Raw genomic sequence first — 22,945 nt, forward strand, 5'->3', positions numbered from 1 at the left:
GTTTCCGGGTCAGGCCAACTCACCCTCGAGCCAGGCCTTCAACTTGCCCTTGGGCTCGGCACCGACTTTGGTCGCGGCGGGGACGCCGTTCTTGAACAGGATCATCGTCGGGATGCCGCGCACGCCGAACTTGCCGGGGGCATCGGGATTGTCGTCGATGTTGAGCTTGGCGATCGTCACCTGTTCGCCCAACTCGTCGGAGATTTCCTCCAGGCTCGGCCCGATCATCTTGCACGGGCCACACCATTCGGCCCAGAAATCGACCAGTACGGGGCCGGATGCGTTGGTGACGTCTGCTTCCCAGCTCGCGTCGGTAATTTGCTTGGTAGCCATAATGAATCTCCTGTGGTCGGAAGGGAAATAGGGTGTCGTGCGTGCCCACTCAAGCGCCCGCAGCCTAGCTTTGCTCCGCAGCCGCGAAGCCGGGCTTGTGCGCGTCCAATAGCGCGTCTTCCAGCACGTGCAGCGTCGGCCCGCTGGTATAGAGCAACGCCGCCTCGATCCGCCGCCCCGGAAAGATCACCGACAGCGCGGCCGCATAGGCCGCCATCTGCCGCACGTGAAACGGTGGGATCGCGTCCGGGGTGGCAGGCACGCCCCGCCCGGTCTTGAAATCGATCACGCGAACGAGTTCCGGCGTCACCAGCAAGCGATCCACCGTACCCGAGACGACAAAGCCATCGGGCAGCACCGCAGCGATTGGCGCCTCCGCCAGCGACTCCGGCCCGAACAGCGCGGCAAAGTCGGGGTCGCCCAACACCGCGAGCACCGGCGCGGCGATCTCTGCCCGCGTCGTCGCCGCCTCAACCGCGCCCACCCGCGCGAGCCAGCGCTCCGCCGCCTCGGCGCGCCGGTCCGGCACCACCGCTGGCAGGCGCTCGAACAAGGCGTGAATCAACCGCCCGCGATCCGCCGCCGCGCGCATCTGCTCGCTCGGCGGCGCATCGGCGACCAGATCATCCCCGAGCGAGGACGGCGCGAGCGGGCGTGGCGGGCGCGCCTCGACCGGCGCGGGCCGGGTCGCCCATTCCGGCAACGCCGCTGCCTTAGCGACCGCGCGCGCACTCTTGCGGTCAGGCGCGACGGGGCGTTGCGGCACGCGGCCAGTGAACGCGCGCGCGCCCTCCCCCTCGACGCCAAGCGCCAGCATCGCGCGGTCGGCCGCCGCGTACCAACTCAACTCGGGCGCGACCCCTTGCGCCTTCGGCCCGACTGACCCGGCGATTACCAGCCGTTCCTCCGCGCGCGTCGCGGCGACGTAGAAAAGCCGCCAATGCTCTTCGAGATCGCTTGCGGCGGTCTCCTCGACCAAGACGGCGAGCGGCCCGGTCGCCTCACCCTTGCGCGGGCGGATCACCGGCAGTTCCGCCGCCATATCGCCCGCACGCCACTTCAGCGTCGAGCGCGGTGAGCGAGTCGGATCGACCGCCGCATCGGCCAGGATCACCAGGGGCGCTTGCAACCCCTTCGCGCCATGCGCCGTCATCACCCGCACTGCGTCCAGCGGCGCCGACGGGTCGCGCTTGATCTCGACCTCGCCACGATCGAACCAGTCGAGGAAGCGCTGCAGCGACGGCGTGCCAAGCGATTCGAAATCGAGCGCGGCGGTCAGGATTTCCTCGATCGGATCGCGCGCCTCCTGCCCGAGACGCTGCACCAGCTTGCGCCGCGCGCCAAGCGGCCCGGAGAGGATTTCCTCCAGAAACTGGTACGGCGTCGCAATGTCGGCGCGCGCAAGGAGCACAAACAGCGGAGCAAGATCGGGCGCCCCGCCCGGCCGCGTGAGATGCCGCCACAGGCTGACCGAACCGCGCGGCGCCTCCGCCATCAACCGCTCCTGATCCCACCCGATCAACGGCGACACCAGCAGCGACGCGAGCGAGAGATCGTCGTCGGGCTGGAGAACGAAGCGAATCGCGGCGAGCAGATCCTGCACCGAAAGCGGCGCGTTCAGGCGCAATCGGTCGACACCCGCGACCGGCACACCCTCGGCATAGAGCCGCGCGACGATCAGCGAGGCGAGTTCGCCGCGTCGCTTTACCAGGATCATCACATCCTCGGGCCGCAGCGTGCGCCCCTTGCTCTCCAGCATCAGCATGCCGATCCACCCCTTGATCGTACGCGCGATCTGCCGCGCGAGTTCGCGGGTGGAGTCCGAAACCCAGCTTTCCTCATCCTCTTCGGATCCGCCCGCCACGACGAGCGGCCAAAGCGTAACGGTGCCCGGCCCGGGCACTTCGCTCGCATGGACTTCACGGTCGGCGATCGCGCCGAGCCCCGGTTCGGGCAGCGCCTCGATCGCGGCGTCGACGAATTCGAGCACGGGCCGGGTCGAGCGGAACGACTGGATCAGCGACAGCCGGTGCCACGGCCGCGCGCGCATCGCGCCGGTGCGGCGACGCTGCTCGTCGTCCGCCTCCCACGCCTCGCGAGCGAGGGTCCCGAAATGCAGTTCCGCACCGCCGAAAAACTTCGGATGCGTGCCCTGAAACCCGAAGATCGCCTGCTTGAAATCGCCGACCGTGAACAGCGTCCGCAACCGCTCGCCGTGCGCGCCCTCGCCCGAGAAAAACTCGTCCGCGAGCGCGCGGATGATCGCCCACTGATCGGGGTTGGTGTCCTGCGCCTCGTCGATCAGGACATGTTCGGTCGCCTGGTCGAGCTTGTAGCGCACCCAATCGCCCATTCCCGGCTGCGCCAGCAGATCGATCGTCGCGCGGATCAGATCGTCGAAATCGACCGCGCCGATCCGCCGCTTGGCGCGCTCATAGGTCGCCGCATAATCGCGTCCGACCGACAGCCCGGCGGCGAGCAGATCGGCATAAGCGGCCCGCTCGCGCAGCGACAGCAAGTCCGCGCACGCCTGCCCCACCTGCACCGCCAGCTCCGCATAATCCGGATCGGCGGCGATCAGCTTGGGCGAATATTTGCGTGACTCGCGCTTGGCGGTGAAGGGCACACTGATCAAATCGCCGAGCATCCGCGCGCGCATTTCGGGTGCTGCTTCAACCCAGCATTCAGCGATATCGGCATGATTGCCGCCGGTCGCCGTGCCCCAAGCGCGGTTCGCCGCCGCGAGCCGCGCGACCGCATCGACATCGAATTCATCGTCGCCACAGGCATCGGCGATCGCGGCCTCAATGTCCCCGGTCGGCAAATCGAGCGCGCGGCGGATGAAGGGCTGAACGCCGTCCCCCATCGGCAATTCGGCCATCGCGGCGCGCGCATGGGCGCAGGCGAGCAGGAAGCGTTCGGCCTCGCCCTCCCCCAGCCGCAGGCTCAACGCGCCTACCGTGGCGATCGTGGCTTCTCGCCCCTCCGCCTCGGCCGTCACCAGCAACTCCGCAAGTGCCTCCCGCGCGAGGACCGCTTCCTCGCGCGCCTCGATCGGGCGGAAGCCGGGCGCCAGCCCCGCCTCGACCGGAAAAGCCGACAACAGGCTTTGGCAGAAACCGTGAATCGTCTGGATGCGGATGCCGCCGCCCGGCGCATCGAGCACACGCGCGAACAACGTGCGGGCACGCGCGATCATCGCATCGCTCGTCTCTTCGCCCAGCGCGTGGAGATCGCCAACCAGCTCCGGGCGCGGCATCCGCACCCACGCCGCCAGCCGCTCGCCGATCCGCCCGGCCATTTCGGCGGCCCCCGCTTTGGTAAAGGTCAGGCACAGGATCGCCGCCGGATCGACCCCGCGCAGCAACAGTCGATAGACGCGCGCGGTCAGAACCTGCGTCTTGCCGGTGCCCGCCGACGCAGACAGCCAGACATGCCCGCCGGGGTCGCTGGCTTGCGCTTGCGCATTCTTGAGGATCGGGAGGGGACCGCGGCTAGTCACGCCCATACCATTCGTCACGCCGCATCAGCTGGTCATATTCCGCGTAAGGCGCATATTCGGGGTGCAGCTTTGCCTCGAACCCGCGCGTGCCGGTCAGCCAGTCCGCCGCAGCATCGGTGAAATGCCGTGCGGCGAGCGCCGTAAAGTCCTCGGGCAGGACCTTGTCGCCCTTGCCCGCCGGATCGACCGGCGATGTGGCGCGCCCGAACGAATCGCCATGCTTGGTCAGCGACCAATATTCGAACCCCCGCGCCGCGCCGCTGATCCCGGTGAAGCCGCCGCGCTCGGCGATCAGGCCGAGCAGCCCGAGTTGCAGACTGAACCCCTCCCGCACCGCCGCCGGGGACGGTGCCTTGCCGGTCTTGTAATCGATCACCGCGAGCGATCCGTCGGGCAACCGGTCGATCCGATCGAATTTGCCTGTCAGTGTCACGCCAGCGATTGCCGTCTCGCCGGATTGTTCGACCGCTAGCACCTTCCGTCCGGCATCAATATTGCGCCCCATCTCGGCGACGATCCAATCGATCGCCTCCATCAACCTTGGCCGCCAAAGCGCGCGCTGCATGGGATGCGCATCGTCGAACATCGCACGCGCGCGATCGTGCAGTGTGTCGAGCGCGCAATGGTCCTCGCGTGCCCAGCGCTCCAGAATGTCGTGCACCGCCGTCCCGCGCCACGCCGCGCTCGGATCGGCATCGACCGGGTCGAGTTGCGCCAGACCCAGGATGCGCTTGGCATAGAAGGCATACGGGTCGGCCTTGAGCCGATCGACATCGGTCACGGCAATCTTCTTCGGACGCAGCTCGGGCGGCGGGACCGGCTCGGGCTTGGCCGCAGGCACGTAGCGGCCCGGATCATCGAGGGCACGTGCCCAGCCCTCTAGCGCGGTGGCACGTTCGAAGCGCTCACCCGCCAGCGCCTGCAACCGAAGCCAGAAACGCGAGGCGATCGCCGGTTGCGTGCCGCCGCGCCGCGCCCGCGTCATAAGCGCGGCGGGCGCACCCAGCGCTTGCGCCAGATCATGCGCTGCGACGCCCACGCCGCGATCGAGCCCCGGCAGGCCGAGTTCGGTACGTATACGCGGCGCGAGCCACGGATCGGGCGCGGGCAGGCCGGGCCAGGTCCCTTCGTTCAACCCGCCGAGAATCATCAGATCGGCTGTCTGTAGTCGCGCCTCGATCAGCCCGTAGATCGCAAGCCGCGGATGCCCGCCTTGCGGCGGGCGTACCGCAACTTCGTCCATCAACGTCTTTAGCAATGCGGCAAGGCTCGCCGGATCGACCGCGTCCGGCCCTTGCCCCGCATGGTCCTCTGCCGCCCGCAGCACTTCGGCGGCGGCGCGTCCGGCGGGGCCGGCCCAGACCGCATCACCGCACAACGCCTGCGCTGCCTCGCGCAGCACCGCGAGCAGCGGGGCGAGCGGCTGCGGCCCTTGTTCGAACGCCCCTTCGAGCGGCTTGAGCAGCGCACGCGCTTCAGGCCACCAGGCGAGCGCCATTCGTGCGCGGCGCGCATCGCGGAGATGCGCGTCGACACCCGCCAGCCCCGCAGCCGGTCGCGGCCCGCGCAATGTGCGGTCGAGTGCGCGCACGCCCTCCAGCCAGTCGGTCCGTGCCGTGCCAAAGCGCACCAGCGGATGTTTGAGCAATGTCAGCAGCGCAAGCGGCGCAAAACGCTGCGCGGCCGCCTCCGCCAGCGCCGTCAGAAGCGTGCCGGAGGGCAAGATCGAAAGCGGTCTTCCAGCCGAATCATCCACCGCGATACCCCAGCGCGCGCAATGCGCCGCCACGCGCCGCGCAAGGCCGCGGTCGGGCGTGACCAACGCGGCCGTCCGCCCCGGCGTCTCCGCCACTTCGCGCAAGGCGAGCGCGATCGTCTGCGCCTCCTCGCCCGGCGTCGCCAGTTCGGCCGCAGCAATACCCTCGATCCGGCGCTGATCCGGCGCGAGCGTCGTCCACCGCGCGGTGAACTCCGCTGCGGCGAGCGCATTCGCCACCGCCTTCCCGCGCGCGACCGTCGCATCATGATCGCTGCCGTCGCGCCAAGTGCGGAACTCGCTGCGGTTGACGCCCATCCGCTCCAGCAGCAGCTTCAAGTGGAATTGCGGGTGCGTCTCGATCGATCGCCGTACCAGCCCAGTGACGGGGTCTGGATCGAACGGTCCGAGCGAATCCCACTCGGCCGGATCCATGCCGGTCGCGAGATCGGCGAGCACGACCATCCCGCGCGGCAATTGCGAAATGCTGCGCAGCAATTGTGCAACGGCGGGGGCGCTGTCGGTGATTCCCGCCGCGCACACAAACCCGGCCGGGGGCGTATCCTGCCAGCGTTCCGCCAATCTTCGCAGCATCGTCCCACGACGCTCTGCGGCATCGACCCGGCCGATCCGCGCGAGTTCGGCTGGCCAGCGATCGAGCACGATGCCGAACAGATCGAGCGCGCGTTGCCAGTGCGCCGACATCGCTTCGTCGAGTTCGATTCCGCGCAGTCGCCGCGGTTCGATTTCCTCGACCAGCAATTGATCGAGCGTCCGCGCCAGATCGCCCGCCAGCCTGACCGCCTCCGCGGCATCGACCGGCTGACCGCTCCGCGCGCGCTCCTCGGACACCAGCCGCGCCAGGATCATCCTGCGTTCGAGCGGGGCCACAGCGGGCGGCAAAGGATCAAGATCGTCCGCCGGATCGAGCGCCGCACCAACCGCCTCGTCGATCCCGGGATCGCCGATCGCCACCAGCCGCGGCAGCAGCAGCCCGCCTGCACTCGCACGGACGAACGCATCGGTCAGCGCGCGCTTGGCGCGGTTGTTGGGCAGCAGGATCAGCCCGCGCGCCAGCTCCAGATCGTTCGCGCCGAATTGCCGGATCAGCCCGGCCGCCAGCGCATCGGCAAAGGCGCGGTGCGCCGGGATCGTGTAGAGCTGCGGGGCCCGGCGCTCAGCCATCGGCCAGCATCGCCTCGGTCTTGCCGACCGCGGCGGGGGTGCCGACATCGAACCACAGCCCCTGATGCACCAGGCCGTATGCGCGTCCGGCCGCGATCGCCCGCTCCCAGAACAGCATCGTCGAGAAGGGTCCCTCCGGCCAATCCTTGATCACCCGGGGAGAAAGGATCTGCACGCCGGTATAAACAAACGGCGCTAGCTTGCCCGGTTGCCGCCGCCCGATGATCCGGCCATCGGGTGCGAGCCGGAAATCGCCTTGCCCGCCATGATGGTTGGCGCGCGCCAGCGGCACCATCAGCAGCAGCGCGTCCATCGTCGCATCATCCCACCGCGCCGCCAGCATCCGGATCGCGTCGCTCGGGCCATCGACCCACAGATTGTCGCTGTTGACGACCAGGAACGGCGCGTCGCCGATCAGCGCGCGCGCCTGCACGATGCCGCCGCCGGTTTCCATCAACCGCTTGCGCTCATCGGAGACGACCAGGTCAATTCCGGAAACGCGGTTGCGCAAATGCGCCTCGAGCGCATCAGCAAGATAATGAACGTTGACCACCGCGCGCTCGACCCCGCTCGCGCGCAGCCGGTCGAACACATGGTCGATCAACGGCTTGCCCGCCACCTCGACCAAGGGCTTGGGGCGCGTCGCGGTCAGCGGGCGCATTCGCTTGCCCAGGCCCGCCGCCATGACCATCGCCGTCTTCGGCACCGCGCCGCCTGGATCGGGCCGGATCTGCAGCGTACGTTTTGGCGTCAGCACGCCGCCCGTCCCTGCGACAGAGCCAAGGGATCACCGCGCAATTCCTGCGGGATCGTCGCATCGAACCACGCCTTGACCGGGGCAAGCGCGGGATGGTCGAGATCGCGGTTCAGATAGCGCCAGACGCGCGGGCATAGCGTCGGATAGCGCAGCTTGCCATCGCGCTGCCAAAGCCGGGTGAAGATGCCGACGATCTTGGCATTCCGCTGCGCGCCGAGCACGTGATAGGCGGCATCGAACCCGGCATCGGTCGGGACCGCCGCCTTGTAGCGCGCGAGCATGTCGGTCTCCAGCGCTGCCGGCACGTCGCGTCGTGCATCCTGCAACAAGGACACGAGATCATAAGAAGGGTGCCCCGCGAGCGCATCCTGGAAATCGAGCAAGCCGAAGGTATCGGGGCCGATCAGCATCAGATTCTCGGCGTGATAATCCCGCAGTACCGTCACTGGCCGCCCGGTCAGTGCCACGTCGAACACCGCGTCCCACGCCGCCGTATACGCCGCCTGATCGGCATCGATGCCAAGCGCCGGGCAATACCATTCGGTCAGCAAATTCGCCTCGCGGTGCAACACCGCGCGGTCATAGGGCGCGACGGGCGCGGCTTCGCGCGCATGGAGCGCCGCCAGAATATCGATCGCGGCACCATATAATGCGTGCTCGCGCGCGGGATCGGCGTCGACCGTCTCGCGCATTCGCACGTCGCCGAAATCCTCCAGCAGCACCAGCCCCTGCTCAAGGTCGGCCGCATAAATTCGTGGCGCTGCAAAGCCATTCCCCGTCAGCCATTCGGCCATATCGAGAAACGGTCGCGGGTCCTCATGCGGCGGCGGCGCGTCCATCAGGATCGCGCTGCGCGTCGGCTCCACGGCCCGGAAATAGCGCCGGAACGACGCATCGCCCGCCACCGAGAGGATCTGCGCCCCGCCCCACCCATGCGCGGTCAGGAACGCGGCCGCTGCGGCTGGAGGAATCATATCTGCTGCCATCGCGCCTTCCAGCCCGGCGGGACGCTGGCTGTCAAGCGACGGCTGCCATCGGGAAGTATCTCCAGCGTCAAAGCGAGCGCATCGGGCCACCAGCCGGGCGCGCGTTCGGGCCATTCGACCAGCAGCACCGAGTCCCCGGCCGCTTCGTCGAGCCCCAGCTCGGCAATCTCTTCGGGATCGTCGATGCGGTACAGATCGACATGCAGCACCGGGATTCTTACCTCGGGCACTTCATAGGGCTGCACGATCGCGAAACTTGGGCTGGGCGCCTCACCCGCCAGCCCGAGCGCCGAAAGCAGCCCGCGCGCAATACTGGTCTTGCCCGCGCCGAGCGGCCCGGACAGCGTGATGACATCGCCAGGCGCGACAAGCACCGCCAATCGTGCGCCGAACGCCTCGGTCGCGGCGGGGTCTGCAAGGATCACGTCAGTATCCCGAAATCAGCATGTCGAGCGCATTGGAAATCGTGTAGCGATGCTCTTCGAAGGACGTGACCGGAAGCCCGAGATCACGCGCCATCACCGTCGCCGCGTTCTGTGGCATGAGAACGACGCTCTCTCCTTCAACGACAAAAATCGGGTTTAAGGTTGCTACCACCGACGGGACGCCTCCGCGTGGCAAAAGCGGAACCACGAAGCGCGTAATGAGGCTGGCCAGCAAATTTGCCTGACAGTCCAGCAGGAAGCCCGCCCCCCGCGCCGCGCGTAGACATCGAACTGGGCCATCAGAACATGCGGTACTCGGCCAGCGGAATACCGTTTTCCTCAATCCAGGCGTTATACGCCTCGATTGCCTCCTTATTCTCTTCCTGCCAGCGGCGGCTGCGTTCGTCGGAGACCTGTTTGGCTAACCCTTCCTCGCAGGCGCGCGACACGTTGATACCGTAGGCCTTGGCCGTTTCTACCAATTTGGTGTCGAGCGACACGTTGGTTGGGCGCCGAACCGGCGGGGCCTGGTCGCCTCTGGACAATCGAGTCGCCATCATCGCTCCAATCTATGCGCATATCCTATGCGCATCGGCGCGTGCGAACAACCTACCGCCGCGGAAGGATCACCGTTATCAACGTCCCCTGCCCGCGCTCGGACACCAGCTCGATCGTCCCGCCATGCGCCTCGACGAATTGCTTGGCGAGCGGCAGCCCCAGCCCTAGTCCGCGCTCGCCATTGCGCGTGATGCCGGGCTGGCCGAAGCGATCGAAGGCACGGGCGACGGCCTGCGCACTCATCCCCGCCCCGTCATCCGACACGATGATCCGTGCCGCCGCCGCCGTGCCGTCGGTGTGAAGCAAGACGCGCCCGCCTTCCGACGCGCTCGCCACGGCATGGCGCAGCATATGCTCGACGACTTGTTGCAGACGCTTGGCATCACCCTTTGTATCGCCGGTCGACGGCTGAATTTCGACGGCGAAATCGAGCTTGCGCTTTTTCGCGAGCGGCGCGACCGCATCGGCGGCGGCGCGTGCCACCCCGTCGAGCTCTACCTCCAACATCTCCAGAGCGGGCGCCTTGCCCTCGGCCTGGGTGAGATCGAGCACTTCATCAACCAGCATCCCCAGCCGCTCGACCGACTCCAGGATCGCCTCGACATAGCCGCTCGCCGCCTTGCTCAACTTGCCGGCATAGCCCTCGTTCAGCATCTCGGCGAACCCGCTGATCGAGGTCAGCGGAGTGCGCAGTTCGTAGCTCATCGTGGCGACGAAGGCGGTCTTGATCCGGTCCGCCGCCTCCAGCGCCTCGTTGCGGTCGCGCAACGCGGTCTCGATCCGGCGGCTGTCGGAAATGTCGAGCATCGTGAACAGGCCATTCCCGTCGGGCAGCGGCACGGCGGCGAACTCGAAATGCCGCCCGTCCTTGAAGGCAACGCGCCCCCCGCGCTGCTGCCGCTCGACCGTCGCCGCGCGGACCAGATCACCGATCAGCGCGGCACGCGCCGGGTTGCTGAGCTGCCGCGCCGCGACCTCGGCCAGCGCATCGACGCGCGGGTGCGTCACCAGGAACGCCTCGTCGAAACCCCACATCGTGCGGAACTTGTTGTTCCACAATTGCAAACGCCCGTCCGCCGCGAAGACACCCAGTGCCTCGAACAGATTCTCGAACGTCGCCGTTCGCACGCGCAGCAACGTGTCGCGCGCGCTGGCGAGTTGCACCTGCTCGGTGCGATCCTCGAAGATCAGCAGCAATCCGCCGTCGGGCAATGGCTGCGCGACTACGCGCAGATGCACGCCGCCGGGCAGGTGCCATTCCTCTTCCTGCCCGCCCCCCGCGGCCAGGAACCAGTCGCGCCGCTCGGATTTCCAGCCCGGAAAATCGCGCACTTCGGGAAGGCGCTGCGTCTCGCGCATCCGCTCCAGCACCCGGTCGAACTCGGGCCGATCGGCCAGCCATTCGGCCTTCATCGCGAACAGGCGGCGGAACGGCTGGTTGCAGAAGACCAGGCTGCGGTCTGCGGCGAACTGCACCACCCCAGCCGAAAGCCGGTCGAGCATCGCGCGCTGGGCATCGTCGAACCGCTTCAGCCGCGCGCGCGCCTGCTCCAGATCCTCGATATCGATCGCGAACCCCGCGACCCCGCCGGTCGAAAGCGGCGCATCGTACACCCGCAGCATCCGCCGCTCGCCGCGGATCGTCGCCGGCATCGCTTGCGATTGCACCGCCTTGGCATCGCGCGCCAGGATTGCACTGGCCAGCGGGCCGCCGACACCCGATCCCTCGACCAGCTCCAGCCCGCGCGCGATCACGTCCTGCTCCGACGCCCCCTCGACCGCGGCGACATAATGCGAATTGACCATCGCCAAGCGCAAATCGGGACCGCGATACCACATCGGCATCGGCGCCGCCTGAATGACCCCGCTCAGCTCCTCATAATGCGTCGTGGCATCCGCCACCGCCGCATCGAGCCGCGCGATCTCGGCCTCGCTCTCGGTGGCATCAAACACCCAGATGATCACGCCGCCGGGTGCCTGCACGTCGCGCGCAGCACGGCTCCCGCGTAACATCAGCGCCCGCGCCGACCCCTGCGCCCGCACCGCCCGGGAAAAGGAACGCCCCGATTTCTGCGCGGCAGCGATATCGGCGGAAAGCGCCGCCGCGTCGTCGGGCGACAGCCCTCCGCCACTCGCACCACTCTTGGGCAGGAGATCGTCGAGATAGCGCGGCGTGGCGCTCAACCCGAACCAGTCCGCCAGGCGCGGCGGACACTCCAGCCGCCCATCGGCCCGCACGATCAGCGCGAGCGCGGGAGCAGAAGCGAGCATCGCCTCCAGCCGAGCGTTGGTGTCAAAAGTCTCGGCCGCCTGGCGGCGGGCGCGAAGGCCAGTGTAGAGTATCCAGATCGCGACGGCCAAAAGCAAGGCGAACACAACGCCGACTAGGACTACGGTGGACTGTTGCGGTGCCATACCCTCGACGGTAGCGCGACGCTCCCAGATGCCAAGCCCCTCGGGGCGGCTGGCGGCCCAATAACTTCTGTTTGAACAAAAAAAGGGGACCGGCTTTCACCGATCCCCTCGAAGCTATCGTCAATCGTTAGAAGTGCGTGGTCACGCCGACACGATAGTAACGTCCCATGGCACCACGGAAGTAAACATCCGAAGCGCCAGTCGATGGGAACGGCGGCGCCTGATCGAAGACGTTGTCTACGTTCAGGCGAATGGCGAAGGACGAGTTGGGCAACTCATATGTCACGCCAAGGTTGGTGAAGACCACCGCGTTGTAGTGATTGATCTGATAATCTGCGGCATAATAATTATCGACTTTAGCCGGCCCGAGATACGACGCCTGAGCGAAGAACTGAGCACCACCGTTAGTGTACGAGAGCGTTACGACGCCCTTATCTTTCGAATAGCCAGCAGTGCCTTCGGTCCGTGTCTTAGTACCGCCAGACGTGCTCGAAAGCTCGAACAAGTGCTGATAGCTGACGCCGAGGCTGAGCGTGCTCGTCGCGCCCAGGAAGGGAGTCGGAACGTTGTACTGGCCCTGACCGACAATACCACGATACCGTAGCTGATCGGCGTTCAAATACCCTTGAACGATATAGGAAAGCTGACCCGAGGCGTCACGGCGGATACGCCCACAGTAAACATTGCTCGGATAACTCGCCGAGTCATAACACGCATTCAGAGTGTCGTTGGCACCGAAGCTGGTGATCACGCCTTTGACGCGAATATCGATGTAATCCGCACTGATGGTGAGACGCGGAATGAACGTCGGCTGGAAAATACCCCCGATACTGACCGAATCCGCCGTCTCGTTGCGTAGAGTCGAATCTCCTGCCGTTGCCTGACGGAAAGACCGGTCGGCAGACAGCGACGTATAGGTAGCCAGATTTACCCCAAGTGCTGAGAACGCCGCCTGACAGTTACGCGCGCGCACGCTCGGATTTGGCCCTTGAGTGATCAGCGTGGGATCGCACGGATCGTCCGCAAAGTCGAAGAAGCTCTGCGCGGGGTTGGCGAACTCGGTGATCGATGGCGAACGAATCGAATGGGTGAAATTACCCCGGAAGGTAAAATCCTTCACCGGCTGCCACCTGCCGCCCGCCGTCCAGGTAAACGCGTCGCCATTGAACGAGTTGTTCACATAACGACCAGCCAACTGGAAATTGAGAGTACGAATAAGCGGGATATTGTTGTCCGGCCCGATTAGGTCGCCTTCGAGCTCGCCGAAGACTTCGTCGGTGTTATAGCCCGCATTGATTCCAGCGATTGGAACCGACTGACCATAGCCAACCTGAGTCTGTGTCGCCGTGTCAAAATACCCGGCAAATGCGGCACTCGGATCGAAACGCGAGTGTTCGTCACGATGCTCGTACCCGGCCGCAAACGAGAGCTTGCCACCCGGAAGCTTGAACAACTCACCTGAGAGCGAAGCGACGAAGTCGTACTGCTCGTTGCGCGATTTCGGCGTGGCCAGCATCGTGACATAATCACGCGCGGCCTGACTTGCGACGCCGCTGCCAAACAGGTTCAGCGGTGCACACACGTTGCTGATCGTGGGCGCGTTGGAACTCACCACGCCCGCGCGACACGTTGCCGTCGCCGCGCTGCTGCCGACCGCGTCGACCGCATTCGCGAGGTTCTGGGTGTTCAGCACCGGTTGGACCGAAGAAGTCTCCGAGCGCCCGTAATTGGCCGACACTTCCCACTTCCAAGGCTTGTCGGCAAACACACTAAAGGTGCCGTCAAGGCCGACTACTGCGCGGTAAGTGTCAACCTTGCCCTTTACCCGACCGGTCACGAGATCGGTGTTGGCGCGATCCAAGTAGAAATAGTTCTGCGCCGCTACATAGCCTTGATTTTGATCACTCAAGGGATTGGTAAGAATGCTCTGCTGGATCGAGGCGCGTGCAGCCGCCGACAGGAAAGGGTTGTTGAGGCTGATCTGATACGCGCCCGCGCTCGACAAATCGCCGGGCGACCCGAACAAGCCGCTATTATACTCTGGCTGATCGCGCAGATTCGTGCCTTCGCTGTGGGTATACCATGCCTCGAAGAAAGCGTGGATCCCATCCGTGATCTGATAATTACCTTCGAGGATGCCGCTGTAACGCTTCGTGTTGGTCAGCAAGTTAGACAGATTGACAAGGCTGTAACCGTTGCCGCCCGACGAATTGGTCACGCTGGTGGACTTGCCGAAGTCCGTTGGGATCAAGTTCCCAAAATTGTCGAAACGGAGCGCCGAGGTTGGCGAAATGCCTCCCGTAACGCCGAGGTTGAACGGCGTGCCGGCAGGCACCGCGTTGAAACCGTACAAAGGCAACAGCGGCAGATACGCATTACCATAAGCCGTCTGATAACGGGGAGCCAAGATTGCGTTCAGCCCGAGAAAGTCGGAACCAATGCGGCCGACGAGCGGAATACCGCTCTCGCTGATCCCGGGAAGCGTCCGGTTGGTGTAAAGCTCGCGCGTGTACGGATAGCCAGCCGTGGTGCGAGGATCGTAATAGCGCCCCAGACCGGTGAGTTCCCGATCCGTGGCAAGAAGCCCGGTCGACTCGTTATATTCGCCCGCAAATGTGATGTTCCCTCGACCATCAGCGAAATTGGTGCCGGCCAGAATGCGGAAACGGTAATCCGGCGCGTCGCCACGATCCGAAATCCCGTACTGCGCGTCGAGGTCGAGGCCCTTGTAATCCTTCTTGAGGATGACGTTGATCGTCCCGGCGATCGCATCCGACCCATAAATCGGCGCACCACCCACGGCGACGGTCTCGACGCGATCGATCAACTTCGTCGGGATCAAGTTCAGATCGACCTGCGATCCACCGGACCCGGTCGGGCCGAAAATCGTGGAAGTGTTCGACCCGACGAAACGGCGGCCGTTCACGATGGTGAGCGTCCGCTGCGAGCCGAGACCGAAGAAATTGACGAAAGACTGGCCGGGCCCAAAGCTCGACTGGCCGCCAACGGGTGAGCTATCGGCGATACCGAATGCCGGTTGCTCGCTAAGTGCTTGCCCAAGGGTCGAGAAACCGCGCAATTCGATGGCCTTACCGTCAAGCACCAATACTGGCGCGACCGAGTCCGTCCCATTGCGCGCGATGCGCGATCCAGTAACGACGATCTCGTTGTCCTCAGACGGCTCCGATGCGGCGGCAGGCGGGGTAGTCGGTGCCGGCGCGGTCTGCGCGAAAGCGGCGCTTGCGATTGAAAGCGACGCGGCCGACGCGGACAACGCCAGCACCACTCGCGAACGGGTTCTAGAAACAGACATACTTACCCCTTTTGATTTTGCGCCCCATAGCTCTGAAAGACAGGAACAAAATCCACCCTGCAAACGCAAGAGGCCACAACCGATTGTTTCTGGCGTGTTGCGGCATCGCAACAAAAATGCCGCACCGGACCTAATTGGTCCGATGCGGCATTTCTGCGCTTGTGATGTACAGGGCCTTGGAGGCCCCGCAGACCTCAATACCGATAATGATCCGGCTTGAACGGGCCTTCCGTCGGCACGCCGATGTACCCGGCCTGCTTCGGGGTCAGCTTCGACAGCTTCACGCCGAGCTTTTCGAGGTGCAGCGCCGCGACCTTCTCGTCGAGGTGCTTCGGCAGGACGTAGACTTCGTTCTTGTAATTCTCGCCCTTGGTCCAAAGCTCGATCTGCGCGAGCGTCTGGTTGGTGAAGCTGGCCGACATCACGAACGACGGGTGACCCGTTGCGCAGCCGAGGTTCACCAGGCGCCCCTTGGCGAGCACGATGATCTGCTTGCCGTCCGGGAACTTCACCAGGTCGGTACCCGGCTTCACCTCGTTCCACTCATAGTTCGACAGCGCCGAAATCTGAATTTCCGAGTCGAAGTGACCGATGTTGCAGACGATCGACATCGGCTTCATCGCCGCCATGTGCTCAGCGGTGATGACGTCGGCATTGCCGGTCGCGGTGCAGAAGATGTCGGCGCGCTGCACCGCCTCTTCCATCGTCACGACTTCGAAGCCCTCCATCGCCGCCTGCAGCGCGCAGATCGGATCGATTTCGGTCACCATCACGCGCGCGCCGCCATTGCGGAGCGACTGGGCCGAACCCTTGCCCACGTCACCGAAGCCAGCGACGCAGGCGACCTTGCCGGCCAGCATGACGTCGGTCGCGCGACGGATCGCATCGACCAGCAATTCCTTGCAGCCATAGAGGTTGTCGAACTTCGACTTGGTCACCGAGTCGTTGACGTTGATCGCCGGGAACGGCAGTTCACCCTTCTTCGCGATCTCGTACAGGCGGTGAACGCCGGTGGTGGTCTCTTCCGACACGCCCTTCAGGTTCTTGACCGTTTCGGTCAGGTAGCCCGGATACTTGGCGACGAACGCCTTCAGCGCACGCTGGAATTCGACTTCCTCGTCATTCTCGGGCTCGCCGAACGTGTGGCCTGCCTCGAGCTTTGCACCCCACAATGCGAACATCGTCGCGTCGCCGCCATCGTCGAGGATGATGTTGGCGGTCGTGCCGTCGGTGTCCGCACCCCAGTTGAAGATGTCGCCGACATAGTCCCAATAATCGGCCAGGCTTTCGCCCTTCACCGCGAACACCGGAACACCCGTAGCGGCGATCGCGGCGGCGGCATGGTCCTGCGTCGAGAAGATGTTGCACGTCGCCCAGCGAACCTGCGCGCCAAGCGCGGTCAGCGTCTCGATCAGCACGGCCGTCTGAATCGTCATGTGCAGCGAGCCGGTGATGCGCGCGCCTTTCAGCGGCTGCGACGCGCCGAATTCCTCGCGCAGCGCCATCAGGCCCGGCATCTCGGTCTCGGCGATGTTGATTTCCTTGCGACCGAAATCGGCGAGGGAAATGTCGGCAACGACATAGTCGGTCTTGCGGTCGAGAACGGTGGCCACGCGGGTATCTCCGGTATGATTGATGCGCGCGCCCTACCCTGCATTGCGCTCCAGATCAAATATAAAGATGTCTTTATATGTTTGCGGGATCGGCGATCACGCCCGACCCGCCTCGCTCGCCAGCAGGCGCGGGTCTATCCCGGCGCGGGCGAAGGCGGCGGACCAGCGGTCTGCGATGTCGCTCTGATACAGCAGCGCCGCGTCACCCGCGGTATTGAACCAGCCGTGCCGCGTCATCTCGCCGTCGAGCTGCCCCGGGCCCCAGCCGGCATAGCCCAGCGCAACCAGCCACTCCCGGGGGCCTGTACCGGCGGCAATCGCGCGCAGCACGTCGATCGTGCTCGACAGCGCCCATAGCGGGCCATCCTGCCCGGCCACTTGGACCGTATCCTGCCCACCCCAATCGAGGCCGTGCAGCACGAAGCCGCGGCGCGGCTCAACCGGGCCGCCGAAATGGACCGGCGCATCGGGCGCGACGCCGGGGTCGATCTCGAGCTGGCGCAGCACGTCGTGCAGCCCCAGCCCCTCGATCACGGTGCCGATCCCTATCCCCAACGCCCCCTCGGCATCATGTGCGCACATCGCGATCACCGCGTGGTCGAAGCGCGGATCGCCGATGCCGGGCATCGCCAGCAGAAATTGGCCGGTGAGGTAACGTGCGCTGTCCATCGGATCGACCCATAAGCGCCCCGACGGCACACCGCCACGCTTGAAATTCTCGGGCGTCTGCACGACGTACCGCACGCCAAACATTTCATTCGGCCAAAGGAGATTCCCCCATGACGATCAGCGTCGGCGACCGCATTCCCTCCGTCACCCTGACCAAGGCCACGCCGAATGGCCCCGACCAGGTCAGCTCGGACGAGTTCTTCAAGGGCCGCAAGGTCGCGCTGGTCGCAGTCCCCGGTGCGTTCACCCCGACCTGCTCGGCGCGGCACCTGCCCGGCTTCGTCGACAATGCCGAGGCGCTGAAAGCCAAGGGCGTTGACGAAATCGCATTTACCTCGGTCAACGATGCGTTCGTCATGGGCGCGTGGGGCAAGGCGAGCGACGCGGGCGACATCACGATGCTGGCCGACGGTAACGCCGAATTCGCCCGCGCGGTTGGCCTGACCTTCGACGGATCGAAGTTCGGCATGGGCGAGCGCAGCCAGCGTTACTCGATGCTCGTCAACGACGGCGTGGTCGAGAAGCTCAACGTCGAGGCACCCGGCGCGTTCGAAGTTTCCTCGGCCGAACATCTGCTGAGTGAAATCTGAGGCACGATGAAGCGAGGCGCGGGTGCGGGAACGTCCCTGCCCGCGCTTCGTTGCCAATCCGTTACGCCCATTTTGAAAAGGAGCCGATCATGACCGATGCAGTCGATGCCGCCAAGGATCTCGCCAACGAAGCGACCAAGGAAGTGAAGAAGGCGACAGGCGAACAGACTCTGTTCGCACAGGCACAGGATGCCGTGACCGAAGCGATCACCGCGACCGTCGATGCGGTAAAGGCAAACCCGCTCGCCGCCGCCGGGATCGCGGCCGGTGCTGCCGCCGCCGTCGCCGGAGCCGCTTTCGGCGCGAGCAAGCTGCTCGCCAAGGATGAAGAGACGGCCAAGGGCACCAAAAAGTCCTGACGATTACTGGGCGCGCCATCCGGGCGCGCCCAGACAGTCTTGCGCGCGTAACGATCCGGCATTAGCCGCTAAGGATGACGCAAGCATCCGACATCGTCGCCGAACTCGATCGGCTCTATCGCGCCTCGGTCGAGCGCCTGCAAAGCGCGCTCACCACCTACATCACCAACGGCACCCCGCCCCCGCCCGAGTCGCGTCGCGACGGCAGCTTTGCCTATCCCGAGATCCGCCTGCACTATCGCGGCGGCAATGATCGCCCGGCGCCGATGCGCTCCTTCGGACGGCTGGTCAGCGAGGGGGATTATGCGATCAGCGTGACCAAGCCCGCGATCTTCGCCGAATATCTGACCGAGCAGCTCACCCTGCTGATCGAGGATTATGATGTTACGGTTGAGGCAGTCCCCGGCCGCCAGGAAATCCCCTTCCCGTACGTGATCGATCCCGGCCACGCACTGAGCCTCGACGAGATTTCTGCGGTCGATTTGGCAAGGCATTTTCCGGCGACCGAACTGGCGCACATCGGTGACGAAATTGCCGATGGCCTCTACGCGGTAACGACGGGCAGCCGCCCGCTCGCCTTGTTCGATGGCCTGCGCACCGATTTCTCGCTCGCGCGCCTGCGCCACTACACCGGCACCCCGCCCGAGCATGTGCAACGTTATGTGCTGTTCACTAATTACCACCGCTATGTCGATGAATTCGTTCGCTGGGCGTTCAGCCAGCTCGGCGAGGGTTCGCGCTATACCGCCGTATCCGGCGCCGGTGGGGTGCTGCTGCGCGCTGGCGACGATGTCGAAGCAGCGCTCGCCGACACCAGCGCATGGCGGCGGCATCAGATGCCGGCCTATCACCTGATCGCCGAGGACGGCACCGGCATCACGCTGGTCAACATCGGCGTCGGCCCGTCCAATGCCAAGACGATCTGCGACCATCTCGCCGTGCTCCGCCCAAGGCGTGGCTGATGATCGGGCATTGCGGTGGGCTGCGCCCCAGCCAGCGGATCGGCGACTATGTGCTCGCCCACGCTTACCTGCGCGACGACCATATCCTGGACGATGTGTTGCCACCGGAAATTCCGGTACCCGCCATCGCGGAGGTGCAACTCGCGCTCGCCCGCGCGGCCGAGACGATTTCGGGCCAATCTGGCGACGAACTCAAACGCCGCCTGCGCACCGGAACGATCGTCACCACCGATGACCGTAATTGGGAGCTGCAATATTCGCGCAGCGCTCTGCGTTTCTCGCTCAGCCGCGCGGTCGGTATCGATATGGAATCCGCGACGATCGCGGCGCAGGGCTATCGCTTCCGCGTCCCCTACGGCACGTTGCTGTGCGTTTCGGACAAGCCGCTCCACGGCGAATTGAAGCTGCCGGGCCAAGCCAACCGCTTCTACGAACGCGCGATCAGCGAGCATATGCGGATCGGCATCGAGGCGTGCGAGGAACTGCGCCGCGAAGGCAAGAAGCTCCACAGCCGCAAACTGCGCGCCTTCAACGAACCGCCGTTCCGCTAAGGTCCGGCGATCGGCGGACATTCTGGCGGCTTCGCGCGTTACGAAAGCTCAATCAATTCAGGAGCATTTCGTGATGGCTAGCACCAAGAGCACCGACCGCAAGGCCGCCGCCCGCACCAACGGCAAGGGCAAATCCTCGACCCCGCCGCGTGCCAAGGACGGCACGTTCAAGTCGAACAGCGGCCATTGGGGCACGGCGGCAATCGTCGGCGGCGTCGCGGCGGTCGGCGCGGTGGCGACCGCCGCCCTGTTCGCGCTGCGCGGATCGAGCGTGATCAGCGACATGGAAGACACGCTACTCGGCGGCGGCGAGCACGCGCATCAGGCAGACGGCAGCGATTCCAGTGCCTCATTCGAAGCACGCATCGCGGATGAGGGCACGATCCCGGCGTAGCCCTTATCGCGTCAGCACAAAGTCGATCCAAACATCCGCCGTCACGTCCTGCTCCCCCGGCAGGACGGGCGGCGTGGCGGCGTTCGCCCGCGACGCGGTCACCACGATATCCTGTCCGTTCTCGGCGAAGCTCGTTCGCTCGCTAATTCGCAAAACGCGTGAAACATGCAGTCCGAACGGCTTTGCATAGTCCTCTGCCTGCGCCCGCGCAGACTGCACCGCCGCAGCACGCGCGCGGGACTTGAGCGGCGCGTCGTCGGCAAAATCGAAGCGGGGTCCGTCAATCCCGCTCGCTCCCGCACCCGCCAGAGCATCGTAAACGCGCCCGACCATCGCCATGTCGCGCAGCTTGATGCTCAACCGAGTCTCGGCGCGGTATCCGATGATGACGTCCGTAGCATCGCCATCCTTGTCGGGCTTGAAACGCGGCCCGACGCGAAGCGCCTCCGTCCGCATCGCGGTCTCCGGCACACCCGCCGCGCGGGCGGCGGAGATCAGCCGTTGCGCAACCTCGGCATTGCGGACGCGCGCTTGCTCGGCCGTATTGCCGTCGCTTACCACATTGGTGGATAGCGTCGCCTGATCCGGTACCGCCTTGATCGTCCCATGCGCAGAGACCTGCAACAGCGTCTCGCTGGCCGACAATGGGGCCGTCTGCAGGCCGGCGGCCTGTTGTGCGCTGGCACCACTCGCGGTGGCGCACAGCAGCAACGCGATCGAATACCTCACCATCCGCTCGGCTTCCCCTTGTTCTGCTTGTCGAGCCACGCCTTCAGCGGCGCGAAATAGTCGACCATCGCCTGACCCGAGATTTCGCGGGTGCCGGTGAAGGTCTGCAGTGCGTCGGGCCACGGCTTCGATTGCCCCATTGCCAGCATCGCGTTCAGTTTCTCGCCGACCGCCTTGTTGCCGTAGAAGGAGCAGCGGTGCAGCGGCCCCTTCCAGCCAGATTGCTTGCACGCCGCCTGATAGAATTGGAACTGCAGCAGGCGCGCTAGGAAATAGCGCGTGTAGGGCACGGCGGCGGGCACGTGATACTTCGCGCCCGGATCGAACTTCGTCTCGTCACGCGGCACTGGCGGAACCAGACCCTGATATTTCAGGCGCAGGTCGTTCCAGCCCTTCTCATAGCCGCTCGCCGGGATCTGGCCCGAAAACACGCCCCAGCGCCATTTGTCGATCAGCAGTCCGAACGGCAGGAACGCGACCTTGTCCATCGCTTGCTTGAGCAGCAACCCGATGTCCTTGTCCGGGGTCGGCACCTTGGCCTGGTCGAGCAGACCGATTTTTACCAGATAATCGGGGGTGATCGACAAAGCGACAAAATCGCCGATCGCTTCGTGAAAGCCGTCGTTTGCGCCATTCTGGTAGAGGAACGGCTGCGTATTGTAGGCGCGCTGGTAGTAATTGTGGCCCATCTCGTGGTGGATCGTCACGAAATCGTCGCCATTCACCTTGGTGCACATCTTGATGCGCAGATCGTCCTTGCTGTCGACGTCCCAGGCCGATGCATGGCAAATCACTTCGCGATCGGCGGGCTTCACGATCTGCGAGCGCGCCCAGAACGTGTCGGGCAACGGCTTGAACCCGAGCGACGAATAGAAGCCCTCGCCGGTGCGGAACATCTTGATCGGGTCGTAGCCCTTTTCCTTCAGCAGATCGCCCGTGTCGTAACCGACATCGCCCGCTCCCTTGGGCGCGACGACGTCGTAAATATTGCCCCATTCCTGCGCCCACATATTGCCGAGCAGATCGGCGCGGATCGGGCCGGTCTTGGGCTGCACCGCGTCGCCATATTTCTCGTTTAGGTTCCAGCGGACATAGGTGTGCAGCGCGACGTACAGCGGCTCGACCTGTTTCCAGAGCTTGTCGGTCAGCGCGGCGAATTCGTCGGGCTTCATGTCATAGCCCGAGCGCCACAGCGCACCGACATCGGCATAGCCAAGCTCCTGCGCGCCCTTATTGGCGATCTCGACCTGGCGCGCGTAATCGCTGCGCATCGGTGCGCCGACATTGTCATGCCAGCTGACCCACATCTCCTTGGTCTTGGCGGGGTCACGCGTGGTGCCCATCGCGGCTTCGATGTCGCTGCCGTTGATCGGCTTGCCGTCGAGCATACCGCGGCCCTTGCCGTAGCCCGAGGACATGCGCGTGACGATCGTAGACAGTTCGGTCGCGGCACCCGGCGTGGTTGGCGCGGGCAGCGTCAGGCCGCTGCGCAGGATGTCGATCTTGCGCTTGGTGTCGAACGACAGGCCGGGCGTGCTCGCGTATTTCGCGGCTTCGAGCGCGAGGCGGACCTGCATCTCGGTCCCCTCCGCGCCGAATTTCGCGGCGATCGCGTCGGTGTCGTCGGTGATGTACGTCGCGTTGATCCACGCCGCCTGCTGCGCCGGGGTAGAGAAATCGGCCAATTCCCTTTCCGCACGCGCGACGAAGGCATCGGCCTCGGCGGCGGTCGGCGCAGCGGTGGCGGCTACGGCAGCGGCGGGCGCCGCCTCGTCAGCAAAGGCGGGTACGGCCGCGAGCGACAGGATCAGGGCGAGCGACGAAATTCCGGTGCGGATCATGCGAGTC

17 protein-coding genes and 1 pseudogene are annotated in these 22,945 nt (G+C 65.3%); 4 read left to right on the top strand and 14 right to left on the bottom strand.

What is annotated here, in order from left to right; translation table 11 throughout:
* Positions 1 to 9: 9 nt before the first annotated feature.
* From trxA to AB5I39_RS00865, 12 genes are all read right to left on the bottom strand, one after another.
* Positions 10 to 333 (bottom strand): thioredoxin TrxA, encoded by a 324-nt coding sequence (trxA, locus tag AB5I39_RS00810; protein ID WP_404369988.1) that lies wholly within the window; start codon positions 331 to 333, stop codon positions 10 to 12.
* Between the two features lie 64 nt (positions 334 to 397).
* Positions 398 to 3,841 (bottom strand): double-strand break repair helicase AddA, encoded by a 3,444-nt coding sequence (gene addA, locus AB5I39_RS00815; RefSeq protein ID WP_404373939.1) that lies wholly within the window; start codon positions 3,839 to 3,841, stop codon positions 398 to 400.
* Positions 3,828 to 6,776 carry a double-strand break repair protein AddB gene (gene addB, locus AB5I39_RS00820; protein WP_404369990.1) on the bottom strand — a complete coding sequence of 983 codons (2,949 nt, stop codon included), beginning with the start codon at positions 6,774 to 6,776 and terminating at the stop codon, positions 3,828 to 3,830. Before addB ends, addA begins: the two co-directional genes overlap by 14 nt.
* Positions 6,769 to 7,533: a nucleotidyltransferase family protein gene (locus tag AB5I39_RS00825; RefSeq protein WP_404369991.1), complete on the bottom strand. Its 765-nt coding sequence runs from the start codon at positions 7,531 to 7,533 to the stop codon at positions 6,769 to 6,771. Before AB5I39_RS00825 ends, addB begins: the two co-directional genes overlap by 8 nt.
* Positions 7,527 to 8,507, bottom strand: coding sequence for an aminoglycoside phosphotransferase family protein (locus AB5I39_RS00830; protein WP_404373941.1), 981 nt, complete (start codon positions 8,505 to 8,507; stop codon positions 7,527 to 7,529). The genes AB5I39_RS00825 and AB5I39_RS00830 overlap by 7 nt, the downstream gene beginning before the upstream one ends.
* On the bottom strand, positions 8,504 to 8,944 hold the full coding sequence (tsaE, locus tag AB5I39_RS00835; RefSeq protein WP_404369993.1) for a tRNA (adenosine(37)-N6)-threonylcarbamoyltransferase complex ATPase subunit type 1 TsaE: 441 nt from the start codon (positions 8,942 to 8,944) through the stop codon (positions 8,504 to 8,506). Before tsaE ends, AB5I39_RS00830 begins: the two co-directional genes overlap by 4 nt.
* Before the next feature lies 1 nt (position 8,945).
* Positions 8,946 to 9,287, bottom strand: coding sequence for a CcdB family protein (locus AB5I39_RS00840; RefSeq protein WP_404369994.1), 342 nt, complete (start codon positions 9,285 to 9,287; stop codon positions 8,946 to 8,948).
* Positions 9,244 to 9,501, bottom strand: a complete 258-nt coding sequence (locus AB5I39_RS00845) for a type II toxin-antitoxin system CcdA family antitoxin (RefSeq protein ID WP_404369996.1) — start codon at positions 9,499 to 9,501, stop codon at positions 9,244 to 9,246. Before AB5I39_RS00845 ends, AB5I39_RS00840 begins: the two co-directional genes overlap by 44 nt.
* Positions 9,502 to 9,553: 52 nt before the next feature.
* A complete protein-coding gene (locus tag AB5I39_RS00850) occupies positions 9,554 to 11,917 on the bottom strand; it encodes a PAS-domain containing protein (protein ID WP_404369998.1) in 2,364 nt (787 codons plus the stop codon).
* 127 nt (positions 11,918 to 12,044) lie between these two features.
* On the bottom strand, positions 12,045 to 15,203 hold the full coding sequence (locus tag AB5I39_RS00855; RefSeq protein WP_404369999.1) for a TonB-dependent receptor domain-containing protein: 3,159 nt from the start codon (positions 15,201 to 15,203) through the stop codon (positions 12,045 to 12,047).
* A 221-nt stretch (positions 15,204 to 15,424) separates the two neighbouring features.
* Complete coding sequence (ahcY, locus tag AB5I39_RS00860) at positions 15,425 to 16,843, bottom strand: adenosylhomocysteinase (protein ID WP_404370001.1); 1,419 nt, start codon at positions 16,841 to 16,843, stop codon at positions 15,425 to 15,427.
* A gap of 96 nt (positions 16,844 to 16,939) precedes the next feature.
* Positions 16,940 to 17,512, bottom strand: coding sequence for a YqgE/AlgH family protein (locus AB5I39_RS00865; protein ID WP_404373943.1), 573 nt, complete (start codon positions 17,510 to 17,512; stop codon positions 16,940 to 16,942).
* Positions 17,513 to 17,622: 110 nt separating this feature from the next.
* Here AB5I39_RS00865 and AB5I39_RS00870 point away from each other — a divergent pair, with 110 nt between their 5' ends.
* From AB5I39_RS00870 to AB5I39_RS00885, 4 genes and pseudogenes are all read left to right on the top strand, one after another.
* Entirely contained in the window at positions 17,623 to 18,102 is a 480-nt protein-coding gene (locus AB5I39_RS00870; RefSeq protein ID WP_404370003.1) for a peroxiredoxin, read from the top strand.
* A gap of 89 nt (positions 18,103 to 18,191) precedes the next feature.
* Positions 18,192 to 18,461 carry a hypothetical protein gene (locus tag AB5I39_RS00875; protein ID WP_404370004.1) on the top strand — a complete coding sequence of 90 codons (270 nt, stop codon included), beginning with the start codon at positions 18,192 to 18,194 and terminating at the stop codon, positions 18,459 to 18,461.
* Positions 18,462 to 18,535: 74 nt separating this feature from the next.
* Positions 18,536 to 19,974, top strand: a pseudogene (locus AB5I39_RS00880) (AMP nucleosidase).
* Between the two features lie 73 nt (positions 19,975 to 20,047).
* Complete coding sequence (locus tag AB5I39_RS00885) at positions 20,048 to 20,368, top strand: hypothetical protein (protein WP_404370006.1); 321 nt, start codon at positions 20,048 to 20,050, stop codon at positions 20,366 to 20,368.
* Positions 20,369 to 20,371: 3 nt separating this feature from the next.
* Here the strand turns inward: AB5I39_RS00885 and AB5I39_RS00890 are convergent, their stop codons facing one another.
* Entirely contained in the window at positions 20,372 to 21,100 is a 729-nt protein-coding gene (locus tag AB5I39_RS00890; RefSeq protein WP_404370008.1) for an SIMPL domain-containing protein, read from the bottom strand.
* Positions 21,094 to 22,938: a M2 family metallopeptidase gene (locus tag AB5I39_RS00895; RefSeq protein WP_404370009.1), complete on the bottom strand. Its 1,845-nt coding sequence runs from the start codon at positions 22,936 to 22,938 to the stop codon at positions 21,094 to 21,096. The genes AB5I39_RS00890 and AB5I39_RS00895 overlap by 7 nt, the downstream gene beginning before the upstream one ends.
* Positions 22,939 to 22,945 lie beyond the last annotated feature (7 nt).

The organism is Sphingomonas sp. MMS24-J45, assembly GCF_044881195.1.
Lineage (GTDB): Bacteria > Pseudomonadota > Alphaproteobacteria > Sphingomonadales > Sphingomonadaceae > Sphingomonas.

Coding starts and splice junctions, on each gene's coding strand:
- AB5I39_RS00890 (WP_404370008.1), bottom strand. CDS start 21,100: ATGGTGAGGTATTCGATCGCGTTGCTGCTGTGCGCCACCGCGAGTGGT.
- AB5I39_RS00870 (WP_404370003.1), top strand. CDS start 17,623: ATGACGATCAGCGTCGGCGACCGCATTCCCTCCGTCACCCTGACCAAG.
- AB5I39_RS00885 (WP_404370006.1), top strand. CDS start 20,048: ATGGCTAGCACCAAGAGCACCGACCGCAAGGCCGCCGCCCGCACCAAC.
- addB (WP_404369990.1), bottom strand. CDS start 6,776: ATGGCTGAGCGCCGGGCCCCGCAGCTCTACACGATCCCGGCGCACCGC.
- AB5I39_RS00830 (WP_404373941.1), bottom strand. CDS start 8,507: ATGATTCCTCCAGCCGCAGCGGCCGCGTTCCTGACCGCGCATGGGTGG.
- AB5I39_RS00895 (WP_404370009.1), bottom strand. CDS start 22,938: ATGATCCGCACCGGAATTTCGTCGCTCGCCCTGATCCTGTCGCTCGCG.
- AB5I39_RS00875 (WP_404370004.1), top strand. CDS start 18,192: ATGACCGATGCAGTCGATGCCGCCAAGGATCTCGCCAACGAAGCGACC.
- trxA (WP_404369988.1), bottom strand. CDS start 333: ATGGCTACCAAGCAAATTACCGACGCGAGCTGGGAAGCAGACGTCACC.
- AB5I39_RS00845 (WP_404369996.1), bottom strand. CDS start 9,501: ATGGCGACTCGATTGTCCAGAGGCGACCAGGCCCCGCCGGTTCGGCGC.
- addA (WP_404373939.1), bottom strand. CDS start 3,841: ATGGGCGTGACTAGCCGCGGTCCCCTCCCGATCCTCAAGAATGCGCAA.
- AB5I39_RS00850 (WP_404369998.1), bottom strand. CDS start 11,917: ATGGCACCGCAACAGTCCACCGTAGTCCTAGTCGGCGTTGTGTTCGCC.
- AB5I39_RS00865 (WP_404373943.1), bottom strand. CDS start 17,512: ATGGACAGCGCACGTTACCTCACCGGCCAATTTCTGCTGGCGATGCCC.